Annotated in this window: 21 protein-coding genes; 12 read left to right on the forward strand and 9 right to left on the reverse strand. The window is 73.5% G+C overall.

Features of this window, described 5'->3' with window-relative positions; all coding sequences use genetic code 11:
- The first annotated feature begins 55 nt into the window (after positions 1 to 55).
- The gene (locus AB0I28_RS10055; protein ID WP_357491574.1) at positions 56 to 1,033 is read left to right on the forward strand and encodes a DMT family transporter; all 978 of its coding nucleotides are present in this window, start codon (positions 56 to 58) and stop codon (positions 1,031 to 1,033) included.
- Here AB0I28_RS10055 and AB0I28_RS10060 read toward each other — a convergent pair.
- Both AB0I28_RS10060 and AB0I28_RS10065 read right to left on the reverse strand, forming a co-directional pair.
- Positions 969 to 3,704 (reverse strand): BTAD domain-containing putative transcriptional regulator, encoded by a 2,736-nt coding sequence (locus AB0I28_RS10060; protein ID WP_357491576.1) that lies wholly within the window; start codon positions 3,702 to 3,704, stop codon positions 969 to 971. The genes AB0I28_RS10055 and AB0I28_RS10060 overlap by 65 nt on opposite strands.
- Before the next feature lie 96 nt (positions 3,705 to 3,800).
- On the reverse strand, positions 3,801 to 4,532 hold the full coding sequence (locus tag AB0I28_RS10065) for a hypothetical protein (protein WP_357491578.1): 732 nt from the start codon (positions 4,530 to 4,532) through the stop codon (positions 3,801 to 3,803).
- 179 nt (positions 4,533 to 4,711) lie between these two features.
- Between AB0I28_RS10065 and AB0I28_RS10070 the strand changes: the two genes are divergently transcribed.
- Entirely contained in the window at positions 4,712 to 5,938 is a 1,227-nt protein-coding gene (locus tag AB0I28_RS10070; RefSeq protein WP_357491580.1) for a cytochrome P450, read from the forward strand.
- 51 nt (positions 5,939 to 5,989) lie between these two features.
- Here the strand turns inward: AB0I28_RS10070 and AB0I28_RS10075 are convergent, their stop codons facing one another.
- Genes AB0I28_RS10075 through AB0I28_RS10090 form a run of 4 tightly spaced genes read right to left on the reverse strand, consistent with a single transcriptional unit; the run spans position 5,990 to position 9,453 of the window.
- Entirely contained in the window at positions 5,990 to 7,186 is a 1,197-nt protein-coding gene (locus AB0I28_RS10075) for an ABC transporter permease (RefSeq protein WP_357491582.1), read from the reverse strand.
- A 1-nt stretch (position 7,187) separates the two neighbouring features.
- Positions 7,188 to 7,841 (reverse strand): ABC transporter ATP-binding protein, encoded by a 654-nt coding sequence (locus AB0I28_RS10080; protein ID WP_357491584.1) that lies wholly within the window; start codon positions 7,839 to 7,841, stop codon positions 7,188 to 7,190.
- The gene (locus tag AB0I28_RS10085; protein WP_357491586.1) at positions 7,838 to 8,935 is read right to left on the reverse strand and encodes a peptidoglycan-binding protein; all 1,098 of its coding nucleotides are present in this window, start codon (positions 8,933 to 8,935) and stop codon (positions 7,838 to 7,840) included. The genes AB0I28_RS10080 and AB0I28_RS10085 overlap by 4 nt, the downstream gene beginning before the upstream one ends.
- A complete protein-coding gene (locus tag AB0I28_RS10090) occupies positions 8,935 to 9,453 on the reverse strand; it encodes a hypothetical protein (protein WP_357491588.1) in 519 nt (172 codons plus the stop codon). Before AB0I28_RS10090 ends, AB0I28_RS10085 begins: the two co-directional genes overlap by 1 nt.
- A 128-nt stretch (positions 9,454 to 9,581) precedes the next feature.
- Between AB0I28_RS10090 and AB0I28_RS10095 the strand changes: the two genes are divergently transcribed.
- The 6 genes from AB0I28_RS10095 to AB0I28_RS10120 all read left to right on the forward strand — a co-directional run bounded on the left by AB0I28_RS10095 (position 9,582) and on the right by AB0I28_RS10120 (position 15,110).
- The gene (locus AB0I28_RS10095) at positions 9,582 to 10,238 is read left to right on the forward strand and encodes a response regulator transcription factor (protein ID WP_357491590.1); all 657 of its coding nucleotides are present in this window, start codon (positions 9,582 to 9,584) and stop codon (positions 10,236 to 10,238) included.
- Positions 10,235 to 11,377 (forward strand): ATP-binding protein, encoded by a 1,143-nt coding sequence (locus AB0I28_RS10100; RefSeq protein WP_357491592.1) that lies wholly within the window; start codon positions 10,235 to 10,237, stop codon positions 11,375 to 11,377. Before AB0I28_RS10095 ends, AB0I28_RS10100 begins: the two co-directional genes overlap by 4 nt.
- 232 nt (positions 11,378 to 11,609) lie before the next feature.
- Positions 11,610 to 12,521, forward strand: coding sequence for an ATP-binding cassette domain-containing protein (locus AB0I28_RS10105; protein WP_357491594.1), 912 nt, complete (start codon positions 11,610 to 11,612; stop codon positions 12,519 to 12,521).
- Positions 12,518 to 13,315: an ABC transporter permease gene (locus AB0I28_RS10110; protein ID WP_357491596.1), complete on the forward strand. Its 798-nt coding sequence runs from the start codon at positions 12,518 to 12,520 to the stop codon at positions 13,313 to 13,315. The genes AB0I28_RS10105 and AB0I28_RS10110 overlap by 4 nt, the downstream gene beginning before the upstream one ends.
- 11 nt (positions 13,316 to 13,326) lie before the next feature.
- On the forward strand, positions 13,327 to 14,475 hold the full coding sequence (locus AB0I28_RS10115; protein ID WP_357491598.1) for a histidine kinase: 1,149 nt from the start codon (positions 13,327 to 13,329) through the stop codon (positions 14,473 to 14,475).
- Positions 14,466 to 15,110, forward strand: a complete 645-nt coding sequence (locus tag AB0I28_RS10120) for a response regulator transcription factor (RefSeq protein ID WP_357491600.1) — start codon at positions 14,466 to 14,468, stop codon at positions 15,108 to 15,110. The genes AB0I28_RS10115 and AB0I28_RS10120 overlap by 10 nt, the downstream gene beginning before the upstream one ends.
- Positions 15,111 to 15,163: 53 nt before the next feature.
- On the opposite strand, the gene AB0I28_RS10125 is transcribed toward AB0I28_RS10120, so the two are convergent.
- Positions 15,164 to 15,958: a hypothetical protein gene (locus tag AB0I28_RS10125; protein ID WP_357491602.1), complete on the reverse strand. Its 795-nt coding sequence runs from the start codon at positions 15,956 to 15,958 to the stop codon at positions 15,164 to 15,166.
- A 108-nt stretch (positions 15,959 to 16,066) separates the two neighbouring features.
- Here AB0I28_RS10125 and AB0I28_RS10130 point away from each other — a divergent pair, with 108 nt between their 5' ends.
- From AB0I28_RS10130 to AB0I28_RS10145, 4 genes are read left to right on the forward strand one after another with little or no spacing between them, the layout of a single operon-like run.
- The gene (locus AB0I28_RS10130) at positions 16,067 to 17,353 is read left to right on the forward strand and encodes a hypothetical protein (RefSeq protein ID WP_357491604.1); all 1,287 of its coding nucleotides are present in this window, start codon (positions 16,067 to 16,069) and stop codon (positions 17,351 to 17,353) included.
- Entirely contained in the window at positions 17,350 to 18,324 is a 975-nt protein-coding gene (locus tag AB0I28_RS10135) for a hypothetical protein (protein WP_357491606.1), read from the forward strand. The genes AB0I28_RS10130 and AB0I28_RS10135 overlap by 4 nt, the downstream gene beginning before the upstream one ends.
- Position 18,325: 1 nt before the next feature.
- Complete coding sequence (locus AB0I28_RS10140; RefSeq protein ID WP_357491608.1) at positions 18,326 to 19,846, forward strand: tetratricopeptide repeat protein; 1,521 nt, start codon at positions 18,326 to 18,328, stop codon at positions 19,844 to 19,846.
- Positions 19,840 to 21,111 carry a CHAT domain-containing protein gene (locus AB0I28_RS10145; protein ID WP_357491610.1) on the forward strand — a complete coding sequence of 424 codons (1,272 nt, stop codon included), beginning with the start codon at positions 19,840 to 19,842 and terminating at the stop codon, positions 21,109 to 21,111. Before AB0I28_RS10140 ends, AB0I28_RS10145 begins: the two co-directional genes overlap by 7 nt.
- Here AB0I28_RS10145 and AB0I28_RS10150 read toward each other — a convergent pair.
- The gene (locus AB0I28_RS10150) at positions 21,098 to 22,063 is read right to left on the reverse strand and encodes a VOC family protein (protein WP_357491612.1); all 966 of its coding nucleotides are present in this window, start codon (positions 22,061 to 22,063) and stop codon (positions 21,098 to 21,100) included. The genes AB0I28_RS10145 and AB0I28_RS10150 overlap by 14 nt on opposite strands.
- A complete protein-coding gene (locus AB0I28_RS10155; protein WP_357491613.1) occupies positions 22,060 to 22,773 on the reverse strand; it encodes a helix-turn-helix domain-containing protein in 714 nt (237 codons plus the stop codon). Before AB0I28_RS10155 ends, AB0I28_RS10150 begins: the two co-directional genes overlap by 4 nt.
- Positions 22,774 to 22,788 lie beyond the last annotated feature (15 nt).

The following is a 22,788-nucleotide window of genomic DNA, read 5'->3' on the forward strand; positions in this document are numbered from 1 at the left end:
TATGTGCAGATCTTTTCGCTTGTCCTTCCGAGTCCGGGCGGGCAGCGTGCAAGCCGTGAAGACCCACAGCCTCGTCCGCATGGCCGTGCTCGCGCTCCTTTGGGGCTCGGGCTTCCTGTGGATCAAGGTCGCGCTCAACGGCGGCCTCGGTCCCGTCCAGATCACCGTGATCCGCTGCGCCCTGGGCGCCGGAGTCCTCACGGTCCTGGCCCTCATCGCGCGGCAGCGCTTCCCGCGCGGCCGGCGGATCTGGGGCCACCTCGTCGTGGCAGCGTTCTTCTGCAACGCCGTGCCCTTCGCGCTGTTCGCCATCGGCGAGCAGACCGTCGACTCCGGAGTCGCCGGTGTCCTCAACGCCACCACCCCGCTGTGGTCACTGCTCATCGGAGTGGGCATGGGCACCGAACGCGGCATCCGGCCCGTCCGCGTCGCCGGACTCACCCTCGGCTTCGCCGGCACGCTGCTCATCTTCGCGCCCTGGCAGGAGGCCGGCCTGGCGAGCTGGGGCGCGCTCGCCCTGCTCCTGGCGGCGGTGAGCTACGCCGTCGCCTTCGCCTACATGGGCCGCAAGCTCGTCGACTCCGGTACCGGGCCCGTCGCCGTGTCGGCAGCCCAGCTGCTCACCGCGACCGGCCTGAGCGCGGTCGCGCTGCCCGCCGGGGGACTGTCCTGGACGGGGATCACGCCGACGGCGCTGGCGGCCGTCGCGGTCCTCGGCGTGTTCGGCACGGGCGTGACCTTCTACCTCAACTACCGCATCATCGCCGAGGAGGGCGCGACCAGCGCTGCCACCGTCGGCTACCTGCTTCCGGTCGTCTCCGTCGCGCTGGGGGCGATCGTTCTCGACGAGGGGCTGAGCGCGCGGGTGCTCGCCGGGATGGCGGTCGTGCTGCTCGGCGTGGGCCTCACCCGGCTGAAGCGGCCGGCCCCCACCGACCGGATCCGGCCGCCCGTCGACGGGACAGGCCCTACTCCGGCTCCTCGCGCAGCAGAGCCGCGATCCGCCCGGCTGCCGAGCGGTCTCCGAGGCTGACCTGGACCCGCAGCGAGTCGACCAGCAGGGAACGGCCGGCGTCGATGTCGCCGGTGTAGAGGCGGCGCTCGCCGATGGTCTGCCGGACGTAGGCGGCGCAGTGGTGGTCGCCGAGCCCGTCGAGGATCGCCAGGGCAGCGTCGAGCAGGCCGTCGGCGTGGTCGGGCTCGACGTGGGCGAGGCGGTGCATGGCCTGGGCGCGGCGGTGGTCGTCCCCGACGGCTTCGGCGAGGTCGAGGGCGGTGGCGAACCAGTGGCGGGCTTCACGGTGGTCGTCTCGGGCCAGGTGGATGCGCCCGATCGACATGCGCACGAGCGCTTCGCCGGAGCCGTCGCCGGCGGTGTGGAAGAGAGCGAGGGCGCCGTGGTGGCTGACGAGGGCGCGGGTGTGCTCGCCGGTGACGCGGTGGAGGGCGCCGAGGCCGGAGAGGGTCACGGCCCGCCCGATGGTGTCGTCGAGGTCGGTGAAGATCGCCAGGGCGGTGTCGAACGCCTCGCGCGCGGGTGCGTACCGGTCCTGGTAGAGGTGCGCCTGGCCCAGGTTGCGGGTGAGGACGGCGTGTCCGTAGCGGTCGCCGGAGCGCTCGGTGGCGGTCAGCGCGCATCGGTGGGTCGTGGTCCACGCGTCGTAGCGCCCGCGCAGGTCGAAGTAGGGGGCGGTCGCGGCGGCGATGCGCCAGGCGTGGGCGTCGAGACCGTGGGCGACGGCGAGGTCGACGGCGGTGATGAGGTTGGCGTGCTCGGTGTCGTACCAGGCGAGGGGGTCGCCGACGGGATGCGGCGGCGGTGACGCGGCCGGATCGAGGGGCACGCCGAAGAAGGGGACGGGCATGTCCGCCGCGGCGGCCGTGGTGAGGGCGAGCCAGGTGTCGAGAAGGCGGCCGACGGCGGCGGTGCGCTCGGCGGGAGCCTCGGTCTCGGCCTGTTCGCGGGCGAAGCATCGCAGGAGGTCGTGCAGCCGGATGCGCGGGTGGTCGGCGTGATCGGTGACCGGCTGGACGAGGAAGGTGTCGAGGAGGGTCTCCAGCGGGTCGGGACCGTCGACGGGATCGGCGAGCGCGGCGGCGGTCCACGCGGGGAGCGTGGTCTCGCCGAGGAGGCCGAGCCGGCGGAAGGCGGACGCGGCGGGCCTGGGCAGGTGGCGGTAGCTGAGGGCGAGGCTGGTGCGGACGTCGAGGTCGCCGGCGCGCAGTTCGTCGAGCCGGTGGCGTTCGGTGTCGAGACGGTGGGCGAGATCGCGGGGCGTCCAGGTGGGGTTGCGGCTGAGCCGGGCGGCGGCGATGGTGATGGCCAGGGGGAGGTGGCCGCAGGAGCGGAGCACGGCGGTGGTGTGTTCGCGCTGGTCGGGGGTGTGGTGGGCGGGTCGGGTCAGGGAGGTGAAGAGCTCGGTGGCCTCGGCGGTGGTGAGGGCGTCGACGGTGACGGCGAGGGTCGTGGGGAGCCCGGTGAGATGGCCGCGGGAGGTGACGATGACGGCACTGGGGCCGGTTCCGGGAAGGAGCGGGGCGGCCTGTGCGGCGTCGGCGGCGTCGTCGAGGACGACGAGGATGCGGCGGGTGGCGAGGTGCGACCGGTAGAGGGCGGCCTTGGCGGCGAGGGTCTTGGGGATGCCGGGGCCGGGGACACCGAGGGCGCCCAGCGCGTCGGAGAGGGCGCCGGCGGGGTCGACGGGATGGTCGCCGGTGCCCTGCAGCTCGATGTAGAGCCGGCCGTCGGGGAAGTAGTCGGTGAGGCGGTGCGCGGTGTGCACGGCCAGGGCGGTCTTGCCGGCACCGGGCGGTCCGGTGAGGGTGGCCACGGGCGGTGGTGTGTGGTCGACGCGCGGGGTGGAGAGGTGGTCGGTGAGGGCGGTGATGTGGGCGGTGCGGCCGGTGTAGTGGGGAGCGTCGATGGGGAGCTGGTGGATGTCGGGGGTGTCGGTGCGGCCGAGGACGGTGTCGAGCGCGGCACGGAGCCGGGGGCCGGGCTCGATGCCCAGTTCGGTGCGCAGGCCGGTGCGGGCCTGGGAGTAGGCGGCGAGGGCTTCGGCGGTGCGGCCGTCGGCGTGCAGGGCGAGGATGAGGTTGTGCCAGGAGCCCTCGTGGAGGGGGTCGGTGGCCAGTCGGGCGCGGAGGTCGGCGATGGCCTCGGCGGTGTGCCCGGTGTGGATGTGGATGCCGGTGGCGAGTTCGGCGAGGGCGTCGCGGCGGGCGGTGGCGCGGGCGGCCTCGGCGGTCCAGGCGAGGTTGTCGGGGAGGTCGGCGAGGAAGGCGCCGCGCCACAGGTCGAGGGCACGGGCGATGGTGCCGAGTGCCTCGGGGGCGTCGCCGTCGCGCCAGTGGTCGCGGGCGCGGTCGGCGAGGTCGTGGAAGACGCTGAGGTCGACGTCGGCGCGGTCGACGGCGAGGTGGTAGGCGTCGGGGCGGGTGTGTATCCGCTGGGGGAGGGCGTGGGCGTTGAGGAAGGTGCGCAGGCGCGAGATGTGCGTGCGGACGTTCGTGGTGGCCGAGGGCGGCGGGCGGTCGGGCCACAGGGTGTCGGTGAGGGCGCCGACGGTGAGAGTGTGGTCGGGGCGCGCGAGCAGGGCGGCGAGGATCGTCTGGGGCATGCGCCCGGGCACGGGCCGGTCGCCGAGCGGAGTGCGGACGACTAAGGACCCGAGGACGTTGAAGGTGGGGCGTTGGGTCGTCATCGGGCTCATGGTGCCCGACGGGCGCCACGTGTCCACCGTGGACGGCCGAGGCCCGAACCGTCTCGGTTCGGGCCTCGGTGGCGGGGCGGTCGCGGGTCAGCCGGCCGCCGGGTAGTAGGGGGTGCTCCAGCCGCGGTAGCTGGCGTGTGCCTTGTATCCGGCGACGCCGACGCGACCGTTGACGGAGGTGCCGATGACCTTTCCGTCGCCGATGCTGATGGCGACGTGGCCGGTGCCGGCGGAGTTGTGGTACCAGACGAGGGCGCCGCGCGGCGGCACGCCGGACTTCATGCGACCGTGGCTCACCATGTAGTCGCCGCCGATCTCGGCGGTGTTCCAGCCGGAGTAGGACCAGCCGTACATGAGGGCGGTGAACCGCAGGCAGAGGTTCTCGTAGCCGGTGGAGCCGCGCTTGCCGAAGGCGGCCGAGATGGCGTTGTCCATGGAGCGGGGGTTGGCGCGCGGCGGGCTGCCGGCGTACGGGCAGGCGCCGGGTGTCGAGGCGGCCTTGACCTTGGCGGCCGGGACGAAGCCGCCCTTGCCGACGAGGTACCAGGTCTTGGACGTCCCGTAGGTGCCGCTCATCTCCTGGCCGCTGGTGCGGCACTTGATGCTGACCGTCGAGCCGGCGGCGGCGGTGTCGACGTTGACGCTCGACACCTTCGGCGCCGACTGGACGACGACGTTCTGCGCGCCGGTGACGTGTCCGCTGACGGCGGCGTTGGCGGTGCCGCCGAGACCCGCGACGATCGCGCCGGCGGCGAGGGTCACCAGCGCCGTGCGGGCCAGCGCCCGGCGGGTGAGCAGTCTTGCCATGAGGTTTCTCATGGGTCGAGTGTGGACATGGCACATACACGCCGGATACATCACCGAGCGTGATGGAATCGTGGTGGGTGAAGGAATCGTCACGGCGTCCCGGTGTCGGCCGGTCGTGACAGAGCGGTGTCAGAACGCTGTCAGCCGCGCGGGGGACAGTGGCCACGACAGTCGATTCGAGAGGAAATCCGATGAGTGAGACGGTTCCCGTTCCGCACGGCCTTCCGATGGACCGCGACGCCGGCCCCTTCGACCCGCCCAGTGAGATCACCCGTATCCGCGACGCGCGCCCGGTCAGTCCGCTGATCTTCCCCGACGGGCACGAGGGCTGGCTCGTCACCGGCTACGACGCCGTCCGCGGGCTCCTGGCCGACACCCGGTTCAGTTCCCGGCAGGACCTCGGCATCCTCCACATGCCCTACGAGACACCCGGCATGCCGGCCCCCACCGAACCGTCCCCGCAGACGCCGGGCCTGTTCATCGCGATGGACCCGCCCGACCACACGCGCCTGCGGCGCAAGCTCACCGGCGCCTTCACCGTCAAGCGCATGAAGCGCCTCGAAGAGCAGATCGTCGACATCGCCGAGCGGCGGCTCGACCGGATGGCGAGCCTCGCGCCACCGGTCGACCTCGTCAAGGAGTTCGCGCTGCCGGTGCCATCGCTGGTGATCTGCGAACTGCTGGGCGTGCCCTACGCCGACCGGGAGACCTTCCAGGTCAACTCCGCGAAGTTCCTGGAGAAGGAGGTGACGCTGGAGGACAAGATGGCCGCCTATGGGGCGCTGACCACCTACCTCGCCGAACTGGTCACCGGCAAGCGCGCCGCCCCCGGCGAGGACATCCTGTCCGACCTCGCCCGTGACGAGGACCTGAGCATCGAGGAACTCGTCGGCATCGGCTTCCTGCTGCTCCTCGCCGGCCACGAGACCACCGCCAACATGCTGGCGCTGGGCGCCTTCGCGCTCCTGGAGAACCCCGCGCAGCTCGCCGAACTGCGCGCCGACCCGGACCTGACGCCCGGTGCCGTCGAGGAGCTCCTGCGCTACCTGACCATCGCCGACGTCTTCTACCGCTACGCCGCCGAGGACGTCGAACTCGGCGGCGAGACCATCCCCGAGGGCTCGACGGTCATCATCTCGCTGCTGGCCGCCAACCGCGACCCGCGACGCTTCGACGACCCCGACTCCCTGGACATCCACCGCAAGGCACGCGGCCACCTGTCCTTCGGCCACGGCGTCCACCAGTGCCTCGGGCAGCAGCTGGCCCGCATCGAGATGCGCGCGGGCTTCGACGGACTGTTCCGGCGTTTCCCCGACCTGGCGCTCGCCGTCCCCGCCGGTGAGGTGCGGGTCAAGAGCGACATGAACATCTACGGCGTCCACGAGCTGCCGGTCACCTGGACCGAGACGGCCGCCTGACGGTCGACCCGTCCGGTGGACCCGCCCGGCGGGCGGATCCACCGGACGGCCTCAGCTCGCCGTCAGCGCCTCCGTCGGCGACAGGCGCGCCGCCCGGATCGCCGGGTACAGCCCGGCGACCGCGCCGATCGCCAGCGTCGCGGCGACCCCGCCGGCCGTCGCCCAGACCGGCACCACCGTGGGCCAGGACTGGGTCGCGGAGTAGAGCGTGGTGACCGCGATCCCGACGACCACACCGCCGACCCCGCCCATCGCCGACAGAAGCAGCGACTCGGCGAGGAACTGCAACCTGATCTGCCCGCGCGTGGCGCCCAGCGACCGGCGCAACCCGATCTCGGATCGGCGCTCCAGCACCGAGATCACCATCGTGTTGGCCACCCCGACCCCGCCGACCAGCAGCGCCACGCCTCCCAGGCCCAGGAGCAGTGCCGTGAAGGCCTCCTCGGTGGCCTGGCGCGCCACCAGCGCGTCGGAGGGCCGCGACACCTTCACCTCGTTCGGGCTCTCCGGGTTCGCCGTCGCCGCCAGCAGCTCCCGCACAGAGGCGACCGAGTCGTCCTCGATGCGCGTGTAGACGGTCGTGGGATGCCCGTCGAAACCCAGCAGCGACTCCGCCGCCGGCCACCCGACCAGCGCCGCGTTGTCCAGTTCGGGCGCCAGCGCCACCGCGTCGAGGATCCCGACCACGGTGAACCACCGCTCGCCCAGCCAGACCTGCACGTCGGGGGAGGCCGCGGGCACGCCCAGCAGGCGGGCCGTCGACGAGCCCAGCACCACCGCCGGGTAGCCCTCGGTCGCGCCGTTGAGCCACGTCCCGTCGGCGAGTTCGGCCGCGACGGTCTCGGTGAGGCCGAGCTGGACGGCCAGCACCGAGATGCCGCCCGACTCCGCCTCGGGGATCTGGTCGCTGCGGTAGACCTTCGCGTCGGCCACCTCTCCGGTCGCCGCGACCACCGTCACCGGCTCGATCCGCGCGATCATCCGCGGCGAGTCCGGCGGGAGGGTGGCCGAGGACCCGTTCATCGACTGGCCCGGTGCGACGGTGAGCAGGTTCGTGCCCAGCGCGGCGAGGGTCCGGTCGAGCCCGGCCCGGCTCGACGAGGAGATCCCGACCACCGCGATCATCGCCGCGATCCCGATCGCGATGCCCAGCGCCGACAGGAATGCCCGCAGCGGGCGGGTGCGCAGGCCGGCCGCGCCGACGCCGAGGACGTCGCGCGGGCTCAGCCGCGCCGGAACGAGCGCCATCTCAGACCACCGCCCCGTCGCGCAGGGCGACCTGGCGCGGCAGCGCCGAGGACAGCTCGCGGTCGTGGGTGATGATGACGATCGTCGTACCCGCCGCGTTGAGCTCCCGCAGCAGCGTCATCACGCCCTCGCCGGATACCGAGTCGAGGTTGCCCGTCGGCTCGTCGGCCAGCAGCAGCGCCGGCTCCCCGACGACGGCCCGCGCGATCGCGACCCGCTGCCGCTCACCGCCGGACAACTCGTGCGGGACGTGCCCGAGCCGGTCCCCGAGCCCGACGCGCTCCAAAGTGGACACCGCCCGGCGGCGGCGCTCGCGCGGCGGGACGCCGGCGTAGAGCAGACCGTCGGCGACGTTGTCGACCGCCGGCAGTCCCGGCGCCAGGTGGAAGGACTGGAAGACGAAACCGATCCGCCGCGCCCGCAGCGCCGACAGCCGCCGGTCGGACAGCGACGCCACGTCGTGACCGTCGACCCGCACCGTGCCCGACGAGGGCCGGTCGAGGGTCCCCATCAGGTTCAGCATCGTCGACTTCCCCGAACCCGAGGGCCCCACGATCCCGACGAGCTCGCCGTAGTCGACCGACAGTGTGACGCCGTTGAGGGCGGCCACGCCCGGATAGGACTTCGCGACCGCGTCGAGCTCGACGACGCTCATGACGGCATCCCCACCGTCATGCCCTCGGTGAGGCCGTCACCGCTGACCTCCACGCGACCCCCCGCGAACAGGCCCGTCTCGACGGCGACGATCCGCGTCGCGCCGTTCTCGACGACCTGCACGCCGTACCCGCCCTCGCCGAGCGCGAGCAGCGCCGCGACGGGGACGGTGAGCACGTCGGGACGTTCGGAGGCGGTGAACTCGACCTTCACGGCGGCCTCGCCGAAGCCGTCGAGCGCCTTTTGGTCCTTCAGCGACACGGTGACCCGCAGCTTCGTGACGTCCTCCTGATCGGCGCCGTCGCCGGGATCGACGACGGTCTCGACGGCGGCGATCTTCCCCTCGGTGCGCTCCCCGTCGGGCAGCCTCACCTCGATCGCGTCGCCCTTCTTCGCGAGGCGCTCGTCGGCGACGTCGAGGTCGACGGTGACGACCCGGCTCATGCCGGTGTAGTCGAGGACCGCCGACCCCGGCCCCACCGCCTCGCCGATGGAGAGCCGGTGCGTGCCGATCCGGACCGCGCCGGGCGCGAAGACCACCCGGCCGAGTTCCACGACGCCGGTCTCGGCGATCCCCAGGTCGGCCTGCCACGCCCGTACGGCCGTGGCCGTCGACTCCGAGTAGGTCTCGTCGACGGTGAGACCGGTGTAGCCCAGCTCGGCCAGGTTCTCCTCGAACTGCTCGACGTCATCGCCCTCGACCCCGGGAACCAGGTCGCGGTAGGCGGGCAGCTTCCCGTACAGCAGCAGCACCGGCACGTCGTCGACCCGGCACAGGGCCTTTCCCCGCTTGACCGCCGAACCCGGCAGCGGCAGCGACGTCACCGTGCCGGCCGCCCTCGCGGTGAAGGTCGCCTCCTCGCCGTACACCAGCTCCCCGCTCTCCGAACGGGTGTCGACCAGCGTCCGGCGGTCGACCGTCGCGGTCGCCGGCAGCGGCGCGCCGGCGTCGTCGTCGCCGTCACCACCCGACCCGAAGGCGTCGAAACCGCTCGCGGCGGCCACAGCGCCCGCGACCACGACGACCGCCGTGGCCGCGAGGACGATCCGGCCGGTTCGCCCGCGCCGGCGCTTGGAAGTGGAAGGCGCCGACATCACCCGGCGTCCTTCGAGTCGTGCGAACCCCCGGCCGGCATGAGGTCCCCGCAGGCCTCCTCGGCGGCGGTGAAGTCGGCGTCACTGCCGGGCGGGGGAGCCTCGTACTGGATCCCGCCCTTGGGCTCGGGGTCGGGGAAGTCGTCGACGCCGTGCTCGCGCATGCACTTCGAGTACGCCCGCAACTGTTCGAGGACCTCCGGATCGAGCTCCGGCGGCTCGCCCCCGTTGGGCATGAACTCGCGGCACTTCTCCTCGGCGGCGTCGAGCGTCGCCCGGTCGACGCCCTCGGGAAGACTGATCGAACCCTCCCCGTTGGCGTTGACCTCCGGGTCCGGCATCGGCACACCGTTGTCGCGCATGCATTGCGCGTAGTCCAGGATCGCCGAGGCCGGGTCGGCCGTCGCAGAGCCCTCCGCCGACGGATCCCCTTCGCCGCCACCGCAGCCGGCCAGACCGAAGAGCGCGAAGGCCCCGGCCGCCACGGTCGTCCGCAGCCTCATCGTCGTTGATCGCATGACCGTTCCTCTCACGGACCACCGGACCGTCCGGCCGTCCGCGACGAAGTACACGCCGGACGGGATAACCCCGGCGTCACCGAATTCGTTAACGCCGGGGAAATGCGGCCATGAGCGAGCATGGAGGCATGCGAATCCTGGTGGTCGAGGACGAACCCCTGCTCGCCGACTCCGTGGCGAAGTGGCTGCGCGGCGACGCGCACGCCGTCGACGTCGTCAACGACGGCGCCGCCGCCCTCGAACGCGTCGGCGTCCACGACTACGACGTCGTCGTCCTCGACCGCGACCTCCCGGTCGTCCACGGCGACGACGTCTGCCGCGAGATCGTCGCCGGAGACTCCCCGGTCCGCGTCCTCATGCTCACCGCCGCCACCGCCGTCAGCGAACGCGTCTCGGGACTCACCCTCGGCGCCGACGACTACCTGCCCAAGCCCTTCGCGTTCCCCGAACTGTCCGCGCGCGTCACCGCGCTCGGCCGCCGCGCCCGCCCCGCCGCGCCCCCGATCCTCCAGCGCGCCGGCATCCGCCTCGACCCGCACCGGCGCGAGGTCTTCCGCGACGGCCGCTACGTCCCCTTGTCGCGCAAGGAGTTCGCCGTCCTCGCCGAACTCCTGCGCGCCGACGGCGCCGCCGTGTCGGCCGAACAGCTCCTGGAGAAGGCCTGGGACGAACACGCCGACCCCTTCACCAACGCCGTGCGCGTCGCGGTCCTCAAACTCCGCCGCAAGCTCGGCGACCCGCCCGTCGTCCTCACCGAACCCGGAGTTGGGTACCGGATTCCATGAAGAGACTGACGATCCGCGCCCGCCTCACCCTCGTCTACGGCGGCCTGTTCCTGCTCGCCGGGATCGTCCTGCTCGCCCTGACCTACGTCCTGGTCTCGCAGCGCATCCCCGGCGGAAGCGTCGAGAACAACGTCAGCGGCAGCGGGGTCGCGCCCAGCACCCCGACCACTCCCGGCCCGGAGACGACCTACGTCAGCCAGATGCTCGAAGACGCCCAGCGCGACACCGTCGACGAACTCGTCACCCAGGGCGCGGTCGCCCTCCTGGTCGTCGGCGCGATCGCCGTCGCCCTCGGCTGGCTCCTCGCCGGCCACCTCCTGCGGCCCCTCCACCGCGTCACCGAGACCGCCCGCCGCATCGCCGACGCGCCCGCCGCCGCCAGCCTCCACGAGCGCATCGACCTCGGCGGCCCGCACGACGAGGTCCGCGAACTCGCCGACACCTTCGACGTCATGCTCGAACGGCTCGACAAGTCCTTCGACGGCCAGCGCCGCTTCATCGCCAACGCCTCCCACGAACTGCGCACGCCCCTGACCCTCAACCGCGCCCTCATCGAGGTCGCCGTCCACAGGGGACCCGCCTCCGACGAGGTCCGCCACCTCGGCGAGACGCTCCTGGCCGTCAACGCCCGCCACGAACGGCTCATCGAAGGCCTGCTCCTGCTCGCCGACTCCGAACGGCAGCTCACCGACCGCGCCTTCGTCGACCTCGCCGACATCGTCGAGCACGTCAGCGAGATCGAACCGCCCGGCTCGGTCGTCGTCCACACCGCCGCCGCCGAGGCGACCACCACCGGCGACCCGATCCTGCTGGAACGGCTGGTGCAGAACCTCGTCGAGAACGGCGTCCGCCACAACACCGAGGGCGGCTGGGTCCGCGTCGCCAGCCGTACCGCCGAGGACGGCTCGGCGGTCGTGGAGGTCAGCAACACCGGACCGGTCGTGCCGCGATACGAACTCGCCTCGCTGTTCGAACCCTTCCGGCGGCTCGGCGCCGAGCGCCTCTCGGCGACCTCACCGGGTGCCGGGCTCGGCCTCTCCATCGTCCGCGCGGTCGCCCAGGCACACGGAGGCGGCGTGCGCGCCGAGCCACGCGAGGGCGGCGGACTCGTCGTCACGGTGACCCTTCCGCCCGGCTGACGCGGTTCGCTTATCCCTCGATGCCTTCGAAGACAAGCAATCGCGACATAATGCCTGCAGGGTGCGCCCTCATCCGGCGGGCCCGGCCGCTCCGGCGGTCACGTCGGGTCCGGCGGCCGAGGGTGCGCGCCCTCGGCCGCCGGGCCGCGACGTCCGTTTACGGTCAACCCCCAGGAGATCGGGCGGCCCGCCACCATGGAGCCTGCCCGTCCGGCTCCATAACTTCGAGATCGTGATCAGTCTCCACGGACTCAGCAAGCGCTACGGCGACAAGACGGTCGTCTCCGACCTGTCCCTCTCCATCAGACCCGGTGCCGTCACCGGCTTCCTCGGCCCGAACGGCGCGGGCAAGTCGACGACCATGCGCATGATCGTCGGTCTCGACCGCCCGAGCTCGGGCAGCGTCGACATCGACGGCGTCCCCTACTCCCGCCTCACCGAACCGCTCCGCAAGATCGGAGCCCTCCTCGACGCCCGCGCCGTCCACCCCGGCCGCAGCGGCCACGCCCACCTCGTCGCCCTGGCCCGCAGCAACGGGATCCCGCGCCGGCGGGTCGCCGAGGTCCTGGAGACCGTCGGCCTCGGCGCCGCGGCCCGCAAACGGGCCGGTGCGCTCTCCCTGGGCATGAGCCAGCGGCTCGGCATCGCCGCCGCCCTGCTCGGCGACCCCGAGGTGCTCATGTTCGACGAGCCCGTCAACGGCCTCGACACCGACGGTGTGCGCTGGGTGCGCGGACTCATGCGCGGGCTCGCCGACGAGGGCCGGACCGTCTTCGTCTCCAGCCACCTGATGAGCGAGATGCAGCTGACCGCCGACCACCTCGTCGTGATCGGGAAGGGCCGGCTCATCATGGACGCGCCGCTGGCCGAGGTCATCGCCCGCAGCTCCCTGACCGCCGTGGTCGCCCGCACACCGCACGCCGACGACCTCGCGCGGAGGCTGTCGGCCGCCGGAATGGACGTCGAAAGGCTCGGTGAGAACGAACTCGTCGCGACCGGCGCGGCCATCGAACGCGTCGGCGACATCGCCCACGAGGCCGGCATCCGGCTGCACGAACTGCGCACCCGGGAGGCCTCCCTCGAACAGGCCTACCAGGAACTCACCGAGGGCAGCGTCGAGTTCGGGGCGGGGGTGGCCGCGTGAACCCGCGACTGCTCGCCCGGACCTTCGGCTCCGAATGGGCCAAGCTGTGGTCGGTCCGCTCGACCTGGTGGTGCCTGGCCGCCGCGACCGTCCTGACGGTCCTGAGCGCGCTCACCCTGGCCGGGGCCACGGCCGCCGACATCACCAACGGCCGCCGTCCGGCCGTGCCCTTCGAGGTCAGCGAGTCGGTGGTGTCGGCCACGATCTTCGTCCAGTTCGCCCTGACGGCGCTGGCGATGCTGGCGGTCACCTCCGAGTACTCCTCCGGCCTCATCCGCGGCACCCTCCAGGCCACACCCGTGCGCGGGCGGGTCCTCGCCGCCAAGGCGCTGGTCCTCGTCCCGGTGATGTTCGTCGCCGGCGTGCTCGCCGGGGCCCTCGCCGCCGTGGTCAACTACGCGGCGCTGTCCATCGACGTCTTCGGCGGGTACGCGACCCTCACCCTCGGCGAGACCCTTGCCGACCTGGCCTCCTCGGGCGTGTTCTACGCGCTGATCGCCCTGCTCACCATCGGTCTGGGAGCCGCCATGCGCAGCGCGGCCGGAACCTTGACGGCGGTGTTCATGCTGGTCATGGGCCTGCCTCTGACGCTCGCGATGAGCGGCAGCGCGGCGGCGCTGGAGATCTCGATGCGGATGCCGATGTTCGCCGGCCTGGCGTTCATGCGCAGCACCGACAACCTCACCGGCGGCCTGATCCCGTACTCCGCGCTGGAGGGACTCGCCTGGCTGGTCGGCTGGGCGGCGGCCGCTCTGGTGGCGGGGTACGTCGTCCTCCGCCGGCGCGACGCCTAGACTCCGCCAACGTGTCGGGCAACCGGATCGCTCGGACCCTGGTCGGCGTGCTCCTCGGCGCGCCGCTCGGGGTCGCCGAGCTGGTCTTCGTGTGCGCGGCCGGTCCGCTGTGGGCGGTACCGGCCGCGCGCCGCGCCGTGGGCGCCGGGACCCGGCGCCTCGTCGCGCTGGAGCGCGCGCGGCTGTCGTCGTGGCTCGGTCATGAGACCCCGCCCGCCGAGGGGAGCCGGACCTTCCTCGCCGTGCGCGGCCTGATCGGCGCCGTCGCCGGCTACGTCTGCGTGGCGGGCGGCTTCCTGGCCGCACTGCTGCTCGGAGGCACCTTCTGGGGCGTGGTCCGCGGCGGGCTCGACTCCGTCCCGGTGCGGATGCCGGGTGTTCAGCTCGTGACCAACACCGGCATGCTGGGACTCCTCGGGGCGGCCGTGCTCATCGCGCTGGTGGCCGGCGCGGTGACGCTGACCGCCGTCGCCGAGCGCCGGCTCGCCGACCGCTTCCTCGGGCCCGGGAGCCAGGAGCTGATGCGCCGGCGGATCGCCGAGCTCACCGCTTCCCGCTCGGGCATCGTGCGGGCCGTCGACGACGAGCGCCGCCGCATCGAACGCGACCTGCACGACGGTGTCCAGCAGCGCGGTGTGGCCCTGGCGATGCTGCTCGGCCGGGCCGCGCACGCCGCCGACCCGGACAAGGCCGCCGGCCTGGTCGCGCAGGCCTACGGCGAGTCGCGGCAGCTCCTCGACGAGTTGCGCAGCGTCGCGTGGCGCATCTACCCCACCGCCCTCGACGAGCTCGGCCTGCGGGCGGCGCTGGCGGGGGTGGCGGAGCGGTCGAGCGTCCCGGTGACCGTCCACTACGGACTGTCCGGCCGTCCGGTCTCGGCGGTGGAGACCGCGCTGTACTTCGTCGCCCGCGAGGCGATCACCAACGCGGTGAAGCATTCCGGTGCCCGTGACATCCTGGTCGTGCTCGGCGAGGACGCCGGCATCGTGAGCGTGTCGGTCTCCGACGACGGCCGCGGCGGCGCCGACCCCGCCGGCGGGGGCCTCGCGGGACTGGCCCGCCGGGTCGGAGCCCTCGACGGCGAGTTCCGGGTCGCCAGCCCGCCGGGCGGGCCGACCGTGGTGGAGGCGTTCCTGCCGAAGGGGGAGCCGTGCGCGTGATCCTCGCCGACGACTCGGTGCTGCTGCGCGAGGGACTCGCGCGGCTGCTGGAGGACGCCGGGCACGAGGTCGTCGCGGCCGTCGGGGATGCGCCCTCGCTCGTCGAGGCGGTCGGCGAGCACCGGCCGGACGTGGCCGTCGTCGACGTCCGCATGCCCCCGACGCACACCGACGAGGGGCTGCGCGCTGCCTGGGAGATCCGCGAGCGCTTCGGCGGGGTCGGCGTGCTGGTGCTCTCGCAGTACGTGGAGGAGGCCTACGCCGCCAGGCTCGTCGCGCAGGACGGGACGGGTCTGGGCTACCTGCTCAAGGACCGGGTCTCGGAGGTCGCCGGGTTCCTCGACTCCCTGGAGCGGGTGAGGGTGGGGGAGACGGTCTTCGACCCCGAGGTGGTGCGGCAGATGCTGTCGCGCACGACCCGCGCCGACCCGCTCGCGAAGCTGACCGGCCGCGAGGGCGAGGTCCTGCGCTGCCTCGCCGAGGGTCTGGTCAACGCGGCGATCGCGCGGCGCCTGCACGTCTCGCTGAGCACCGTCGAGAAGCACGTGAACGCGATCATGGAGAAGCTCGAACTCGGCCGCGATCCCAGCTACAGCCGCCGGGTGCTGGCCGTGCTGCGCTACCTGGGCGGCTGAGCCGCACCCGTCCGGGCGCCGGTCCGGACGGGTGCGGCGACCCCGCCCCGGGGTCAGGCCACCACCGAGATCGCCGAGCGCGACTCGTCGTGGGGGAGGTAGTGGACGTCGACGACGCTGCCGACCTGGAGCCTGGCGACCGCGGCCGGGGGGACGAAGGGCTCCTTGCGGACCTCGAAGGTGGTCCCGTCGGGGCGGGTGATCACCACGTCGAGGATGAGCTTGGGCTTGCCGTCGCGCATCTGGCCGGGGACGGTGAGGGACGTGACGACTCCCCGCGCGGGGATCCCGGTCCGGGCGATGTGCAGGGCCTCCTCGGTGACCGTCCCCTGCCGCAGGGCCAGCTGCTCCATCGCGGTGCGGGCGAGGTGCTGGTCGCCGGAGCGGTCGAGCTCGACCTTGTCGGTGCGGCCGGGCACATAGCGCACCGGGATCATCGCGCCGGGCTGGAGCATGGCCAGCTGGGTGACGGGGAGGATCGCCTTGGCCTGGCTGCGGAAGATCTCCCCGCGCCCGCCGACCACCTCGAGTTCGAGGCGGATCTCGGGCTGGCCGTTGACCTCGGTGCCGGTCGGGCCGGCCGACAGGACGGTGCCCATGCCGACCGGCGCGTCGCGGAACTCGGGACTGTTCTTGCCGGTCAGCGCGGTCATGACGCTGTCGCCGGTGAGAACGAAGGCGATGATGAAGGCGGTGAGGGCCAGCGGCGGGATGATCGCGGTGACGCCCAGCCAGTTCTCGACCGTGCTGTACTCCGTCTCGCCCTGACCGGTCAGCCCGTACCAGAGGTAGAAGGCCATCGCGCCGATGACCAGGGCGGTGACGGACCTGCGGATGATCTTCTTCATGGGTCTTCCTTCCTCGGACTCACTCGATGGACCGAAGGTATGGAGCCGCCGGCGGCTACCGATCCCAGGTTTTGCGGGTTCGGGTGACCGGGCCCATAGGATGGCCGCATGCCGACCGTCCCGCAGCGTCCGCGCGCCCTCGTGCTCCACGAGGTGTGGCGGGAACTGCGCGGTGTCCAGTCGCTCAGCGGCCCGCAGGGCGCGCCGCTGAGCCGCACGGTGAAGCTGATCCTCGACCCGCTGGTGATCCGCCCGGTGTCGCATCCGGAGTGCGCGGGGCCGCTGGTCGCGGCTGACGGTGCGGCACTGCTGCGCGAGCTGGTCACCTCGGCGGCCGGCGTGCTCGCCGCGACCGCCGACTGGTTCGCGCTGTTCAAGCGCGTGCGGCGGCTGCTGCGGATCACCGAGGGGCACCCGCAGGACCGCTACTTCCAGCGCTGCTTCGAACTGGCCACATTGGAGGGCCCGCCCGACCCGGTGCGGGACCGGCCGGGGGTCGAGGAGATCCTGCGCGAGCTGCACGGCTCGGCCGGCGGCCGGACCGTCGAGGCGTTGAAGACCCATCTGGCCGACCCCGTCCTCGCCGCCGAACTGGACACGGTGATCAAGCGGGCCTGGGCCGCGCGGGACGAGACCCCGCTCCCCGAAGCGCACGAGCCGGGCCTGACCGAGGTCCTCGACGCCTGCCCCGCCGGAGACCCCGGGCCCGCCCTCCGGGGCCTGACCGCCGCACGGGCCGGGACCGCCACCGGCCGGGCGCTCTGGACGCGTCGGCCCGTCCTGGCGGCCGGTGCGAACCCGGCGCGGTCGCTCGGCCTGACCGACCGCGAACTGCCCGCCGCACCCGAGCTCGGCACCGCCGGGACGGCTCCGGCCGCGCCCTTCGACCGCAGCGTCTACCAGCGCGTGTTCACCGCCCTGCGCACCAGTGCCGACCGCGCCGAACTGCCGCCGGTCGCCGAACTCGTCGACGCCGAGATCGAGCGCGCCTGCAAGCCGTGGGCGCTCGACGCCGAGGACCTGCGCGTCGTCGCGACCGTCGGCGCGCGCCTCGCCGTCGGACTGCGCCCGCTCGGTGCCGACGACGGCGGCGGCGACACCGCCGGTCACCGCGCCGTCAACGCCCGCTGGCGCCGTGAGGCTTACGTCCTGCGCGCCCGCCGCCTGCGCCTGTCGCCCGAGGCGGAAACCGAGCCGCTGGCCCGCGTCGCCGAGGATCTGCGCAGGCCGGGACCCGCCTACCTGCGCCGTCTCTGGGCGCGACTGCACGGCCGCGACGTGCGCGGCGCCGGTGTCGCCGACGGCGAGTTGTGGGACGTGCTCGACGGCGTCGCGCGCTCGGTCATCCTCGACCACCGCGACCGCGTCCGCCGGGCCCTGTCGGTGACACCGTGAGGATCCTCCGCGACCGCCACGGCGCCCTCGTCATCACCCCGCACGACGGCCTCCCGCCGGACGAACCCGAGGTCGACGCGGCCGTCCTCGACGTCGCCGGCGGCCACCTGACCTGGAGCGTGCTGGCCGCAGACGCACCGGTCGCCGTCCTCGACGACCCCGAGGCCGCGCAGTCGTGGATCTGGGCGCTCTACGGCGAGGAGATCGCCGTCGCCGCCGCCGAGGCACCGGACTCCACAGCGGACTACGCGCCCGTCCTTCCCGAACTCGCCGGCACCGCCGCCCGCCTCGCCTACGCGCACTGGGCCGCCCGCTGGTGGCCCGCCTCCACGATCGACGCGATCCCACCGCTCGACGAGACCCTGCTCAACGCCGAGATCGCCGAACTGACCGAGGAGTGCGAACTCCTCTTCGCCGACACCGAGGCCGAAACAACCCACGTCGCGGCTCCCGCGCTGGAAGGCCCGACGGCCTACGCGCTGGCCGCCGGGCCCGCGACCGGACCCGACCCCGGCATCCCGATCGCCCGCGGTACCACCGGAACCGACTGGCGCCGCTGCCCACCGGGCCTGATCGACGCCTCCGAGCAGGCCGTCTCCTGGCAGGTGTCGCGTCTGGCGGCGCGCACGGTGGTCGCCGTCACCGCCGTGCCCGCGCCGGGCCTGCCGTCGACGGTCCCGGCCCACCTGTGGCCGCACGCGACGGTCACCGGAGCCCCGGAGGAGATCGCCCTGCGCCTGCGCGAGGACGCCTGGATCGGTGACTCGGCCCTGCCCGGCGCCACCGGTCCCGACATCACCGTCGAGGTCCACCTCCCCGGCCTCGCGCCACCGGTCGCCGCCGCCGACCGGGACCTGCGCGGCCGCGTCCGCGCCTTCGCGCACGCCCGCCTCGACGGAATCCGGGCCGGCACGCTCGCCGAACCCCTCCGCGCCGAGTCCGCCGCCGCCGAGACCGAGACGGACTACTGACGTGTCCCGAGCCGACCACCTCTCCGCCTCCCTGTTCAACGAGGGCCTCGCCGCTCTAGCCCGCGGCGACAACCACGCAGCCCGCGACTCCTTCGACCGCGCGGCACTGACCGCCGCCACCGAACCCGCACTGTCCGACCGCCGCGCGCACTGCCTGACCAACTGCGCCCACGCCGCCGCCGCGCTCGGCGACCACACCGGCGCCCTGGCGATGCTCGCCATCGCGCTCGACCTGTGCGATCGCTCCACCGGCGACGCGCTGGCCGGACTGCGCGTGATCGTCCTGCTCGGACAGGCGCCCGCCCTCATGGCCACCGGTGACTACGACGCCGCCGGAGTCGCCCTCGACCGCGCGCTGGCGATCCTCGACGGCGAAGCGCCCGTCGCCGACGACGAACAGCGCGTCGAACTGCGCATCTCGGCCCTGATGTCGCTGACCATGCTCGCCTCCTACCGCGAGGACTGGGCCCGCGCCAACGAGCTGGGCACCCGCTGCCTCGCGGTGGTCACCGCCCAGCGCCCCCACTTCGCCGGCGTCGCGCTGATGAACCTCGCCGACATCGCCCTGCACACCGGCCGCGTCGAGCTCGCCGTCGACTTCGGCGTACAGGCCCTCGCCTCCTTCGAGGAGTACGGCGACACCGCCGGAGCCGCCGGGATGCGCCGGTCTCTCGGCCAGATGTACCTGCGCTCGGGCCGCCTCGACGAGGCCGAGCCAGTCCTGACCGCCGCCCACGCCTACTTCGAGGCCGCGGGCATGCTCCACCAGGCCGCCGCCGGACTCGACATGCTCGGCCTGCTCGCCGCCGCCGGCGGGGACATGCCGAACGCCGGTGCCCGCTTCGCCGCGAGCGCCGAGTTGTTCGAACGCCTCGGCCAGCCGGTCGAGGCCGCCGAGGCGCGCGGGCGGCAGGGCGTGGTCGTCTACTTCGCCGGCGACCGCGCCGGAGGCGAGGCGCTGCTCGCCGCGACCGCCGCCACCCAGACCGCGCACGGCCTGCCGATCCGCGCCGCTCAGATCCACGTCATCATGGCCACCCTCTTCGAGCAGGAGAACGACGCGGCCATGCTCGCCCGGGCGGCCGACCTCGCCGTGCCCGCCGCCCTGGCCGTCGACGCCGTGGCCCGCACTCTCGCCAGCGGACGCCAGCGCGACCAGTGGCGCCGCAACGTCGCCGAACCCGCGCTGTGGCTCGCCTTCCGGGTCGCCGCCCGCTCGGGGAACGGCCCGCTCGTGGCGCAGCTCGTGGAGTCCCGCTGCGCCGGTTCGACCCTGGAGCACCGGGTCGAGGCCGAGGAACCGCCGCAGGGGATGGAGGCGCTGATGTACCCGCCCGAAGTGCCCGTCTCCATCGGCACCGCCCTCGCCGAGGCCGCCGCCGGTCCGGGGCTCGCGCTGGCCCTGCCGCCGCGCCTGGCGCTCACCCCGCACGGCGGTGTCGCCCTCGACGTCCACCTGACCAGGGCCGCCGAGCGTTACGGAATGCCCGTGCGCGCCGAAGGGACGATCCCCTCGTGGTGAATCAGCCGACCGTACTGCTGCGCTACGCCGACGCCGGTCACCTGTACGCGAGCTGGCGCTGGACCGACTCCCTGCACACCGCCGAGGCGGCCTACTTCCCACAAGACGGCGTCGACGCGGCCGTCGGCGCGCTCACCGCCGCTCTGCCGGGTCTCGGTGGTGGCCCGGGCGCCGCGGGTCCCGGTGAACTCGCCGGCATCGACGGGGTCGAGGCCGCACTGACCACCGGCGCCTTCTCCGGCTACGAAAGCGAACTGGCCCTCGCCCGGCAGTTCACCCGCGCTCTCCTTCCACCCGGTCTGGCCGTGCGGCTCGACGAGATGTACGCCGCCGGAATCCGCCCGCGCCTGCGGATCCAGCCCTCTCCGCGCATCGCGCAGATCCCGTGGGAACTGCTGGCCACCGAGCCCGAGGACATCCGCCTCATCGAGATCGCCGACGTCAGCGTGCTCGCGCCCGCCGGGGTCGCGCACGCTCCCGGCCGAAAGGTCCGCGAGTGGGCGTCGTCGCGGGAACTGCCGATCGTGGCGGTCCTCGATCCCCGGGTCCCCGGCTTCCGCGCCGACTCCCGGCTCGGTTCGGTGCTGGGCCGCATGAACGGCGAGGCGCCTTTGGCGGTGCACGTCGCGGGGCTCGCCGGAAGGCTGCGGCCCGCGGTGAGCGACCCGGTGCAGGCCTTCCGCCGTACCGACGTCGACCGCGACTGGCTGGGAGGCGTCCTGCGCGGGGGCGCCGGACGGCTCCTGTACGTGGGGCACGCGACGGCCGCCGTTCCCGAGTCGGGGGAGGGCGAGCACGCGCAGCTCCATCTGGCCTGCACCGCCGAGACGGAGGGATTCGCGCCCGTGCTGCGCGGCCACCGGCCGCTCTCGGCGAAGGACCTGCTGCTGGGGACCGACCGCTACCCGATGCCCAGCCGGGTGGCGCTGATCGCCTGCGAGAGTGGCGGGGACCTGCGCTTCACCGAGACGCTCGGACTGGCCTCCGCGGCGATCCTGGGCGGTGCCGAACTGGTGACCGCGACCCGCTGGACCCTGGCCACCGACTTCGCCGTCGAACGCGCCGGCGGCGCCGGCCGCCCGCTTCAGGACGCGGTCGTTGCCGTCGACTCCGCGCACGACGCCGAGGACCCGGTCGAGGCCCTCGGCGCGTGGCAGCGGTCGCGGCTCGCGGCGTGGCGGGCCGGCGGTTCGGTGGCCGACTCTCCGGTGCTGTGGTCGGCCTTCAGCACCTTCGACACGAGCCCGGCGGTCATGCCCGGGTGAACACGACCGTCGCTCCGGTCGTCTGGGCGGCGGGTACGAAGGGATCGCCGCCGAGGGTCCGGCCGATGTTGAAACCATTGCCGCGCAACAGATCCACCGTCGCGTCGAGGTCGGTGACGGCGGTGGTGAAGGAGACGAAGGCGGGCAGCCCCGGGGCGACCGTGCCGGGCAGCAGCCGGTTGAGGCGGCTCGCGCGGACGAGGGTCAGCGTGGAGGCGCCGAGCTCGAAGATCCGCCCGTGGTCGACCCGGCGCGGTTCGCGGTCCAGGAGCGCGCTGTAGCGGGTGGCGTGGGCGTCGAGTTCGGCGTCGGGCACGCACAAGGCGGAGTCGGTCAGGCTGGTGGCCCCGTTGGCGTGCGCGGGGATCTTGCGCGCTTCGCGGACGGCGGGCGGGGCGTTGGACGCCGCCCCGACGCGGCCCTCGGGCATACGGGCGTCGGCGCCGAACCCCAGGTAGGACGCCGCCTCGGTGGAGACGCGGCCATCCTCGGTCCACACTGGACGGCTGATGTGGTGCACCCCGCGGTAGGCGATCTGGGCCCTGTCGAGGCGCTCGGCGGTCGCCCACGGGTCGGGGCTTTCGAACATCGTGATGTGCAGGCCCTCGAAGCGGGCGAGGAACTCGCCGATGTAGGCGCTGGTCGCCCTGATCGCGCCGAAGGTCGCCTCGCGGCGGTCCACGGGCACGTCGATCGGAATGAGCCGGGCGTCGGCGGGCAGGTCCGCGCCGCCGGCGGTGACCAGCTCGACGAAGTCGTGCCGGAAGTCGATGTGGGCGTTGCCCGCGCCGAATGGCACGAGCTTGTTGCCCGACTGTGCCGGATCGTCGCGCCAGGCTGGGAAGCCGGGCGGCGAAACGTGGAAGCCCAGGCGCCGGTAGATCTCGGCGCTCGCGCCGATGTCGGCGACGATGTGGCCGACGTGGTGCAGGCCGGTGATGTCGTGGCTCATGGTCGCTCCTGAGGGGTGTGGCCGTAGGCGAGCTCGCGGAAACCGTCGGCGAGGCGGGTGAAGGACGCCGCGGCCCGGGCGGCGATCGCCGCCCGGCGCTCGGGGTCGGGGGCTTCGGCCGGTTCGAAGACGCGGCGGAGGGTCTCGGCGAGCCGGTCGGCCTTGGCGTCGAGGCCGAGGGGGAGGCCGGCGGGCAGGAAGGGCTCGATGGCGAAGAAGCCGTAGACGATCGTCGGGAGGGTGTAGTCGAGGTCGGCGGGGGAGAGGTCGCCGCGCAGGAGTCCGGCCTCGGTGAGCAGCGCGACGTACTCGCCCGACGCGAGGATCTTGGCGTCCTGGAGCGGGCGGCGCGAAGGATCGGCGACCAGGCCGCCGAGCGTTTCGGTGTCGCGGGTGAAGACCGCGCGCAGGACGGGGCGCCGCATCGCCTCGACGAAGTAGCGCCGCATGTAGCGGTGCAGCGCGACCTCGGCGGGGTCGGCGGTGATCGCCGCGGCCACTCCGTCGATCATCTCGGCCGCCTCGCGGGCGGCGACGGCGAGGAAGAGGTGCTCGCGGGTGCGCCAGTGCAGGTAGAGCGTGCCCTTCCCGACGCCGGCGCCCTTGGCCACGTCGTCGACGGACACGCGGCGGCTGCCATGGCGCAGCAGCAGGTCGCGCGCGGCGTCGAGGATGCCGTCGGCGCGGGCGACGAGGTCGGTGCGGCCCATGCGAAACTCCGTGAC

Source organism: Phytomonospora sp. NPDC050363, from assembly GCF_040655735.1.
GTDB lineage: Bacteria > Actinomycetota > Actinomycetes > Mycobacteriales > Micromonosporaceae > Phytomonospora.

Bases quoted from the DNA above. Each gene is read 5' to 3' on its own strand.
- AB0I28_RS10075 (WP_357491582.1), bottom strand. From the start codon at position 7,186: ATGGCGCTCGTTCCGGCGCGGCTGAGCCCGCGCGACGTCCTCGGCGTC.
- AB0I28_RS10150 (WP_357491612.1), bottom strand. From the start codon at position 22,063: ATGAGCCACGACATCACCGGCCTGCACCACGTCGGCCACATCGTCGCC.
- AB0I28_RS10125 (WP_357491602.1), bottom strand. From the start codon at position 15,958: ATGAAGAAGATCATCCGCAGGTCCGTCACCGCCCTGGTCATCGGCGCG.
- AB0I28_RS10095 (WP_357491590.1), top strand. From the start codon at position 9,582: ATGCGAATCCTGGTGGTCGAGGACGAACCCCTGCTCGCCGACTCCGTG.
- AB0I28_RS10060 (WP_357491576.1), bottom strand. From the start codon at position 3,704: ATGACGACCCAACGCCCCACCTTCAACGTCCTCGGGTCCTTAGTCGTC.
- AB0I28_RS10155 (WP_357491613.1), bottom strand. From the start codon at position 22,773: ATGGGCCGCACCGACCTCGTCGCCCGCGCCGACGGCATCCTCGACGCC.
- AB0I28_RS10085 (WP_357491586.1), bottom strand. From the start codon at position 8,935: ATGTCGGCGCCTTCCACTTCCAAGCGCCGGCGCGGGCGAACCGGCCGG.
- AB0I28_RS10070 (WP_357491580.1), top strand. From the start codon at position 4,712: ATGAGTGAGACGGTTCCCGTTCCGCACGGCCTTCCGATGGACCGCGAC.
- AB0I28_RS10130 (WP_357491604.1), top strand. From the start codon at position 16,067: ATGCCGACCGTCCCGCAGCGTCCGCGCGCCCTCGTGCTCCACGAGGTG.
- AB0I28_RS10065 (WP_357491578.1), bottom strand. From the start codon at position 4,532: ATGAGAAACCTCATGGCAAGACTGCTCACCCGCCGGGCGCTGGCCCGC.
- AB0I28_RS10080 (WP_357491584.1), bottom strand. From the start codon at position 7,841: ATGAGCGTCGTCGAGCTCGACGCGGTCGCGAAGTCCTATCCGGGCGTG.
- AB0I28_RS10100 (WP_357491592.1), top strand. From the start codon at position 10,235: ATGAAGAGACTGACGATCCGCGCCCGCCTCACCCTCGTCTACGGCGGC.
- AB0I28_RS10090 (WP_357491588.1), bottom strand. From the start codon at position 9,453: ATGCGATCAACGACGATGAGGCTGCGGACGACCGTGGCGGCCGGGGCC.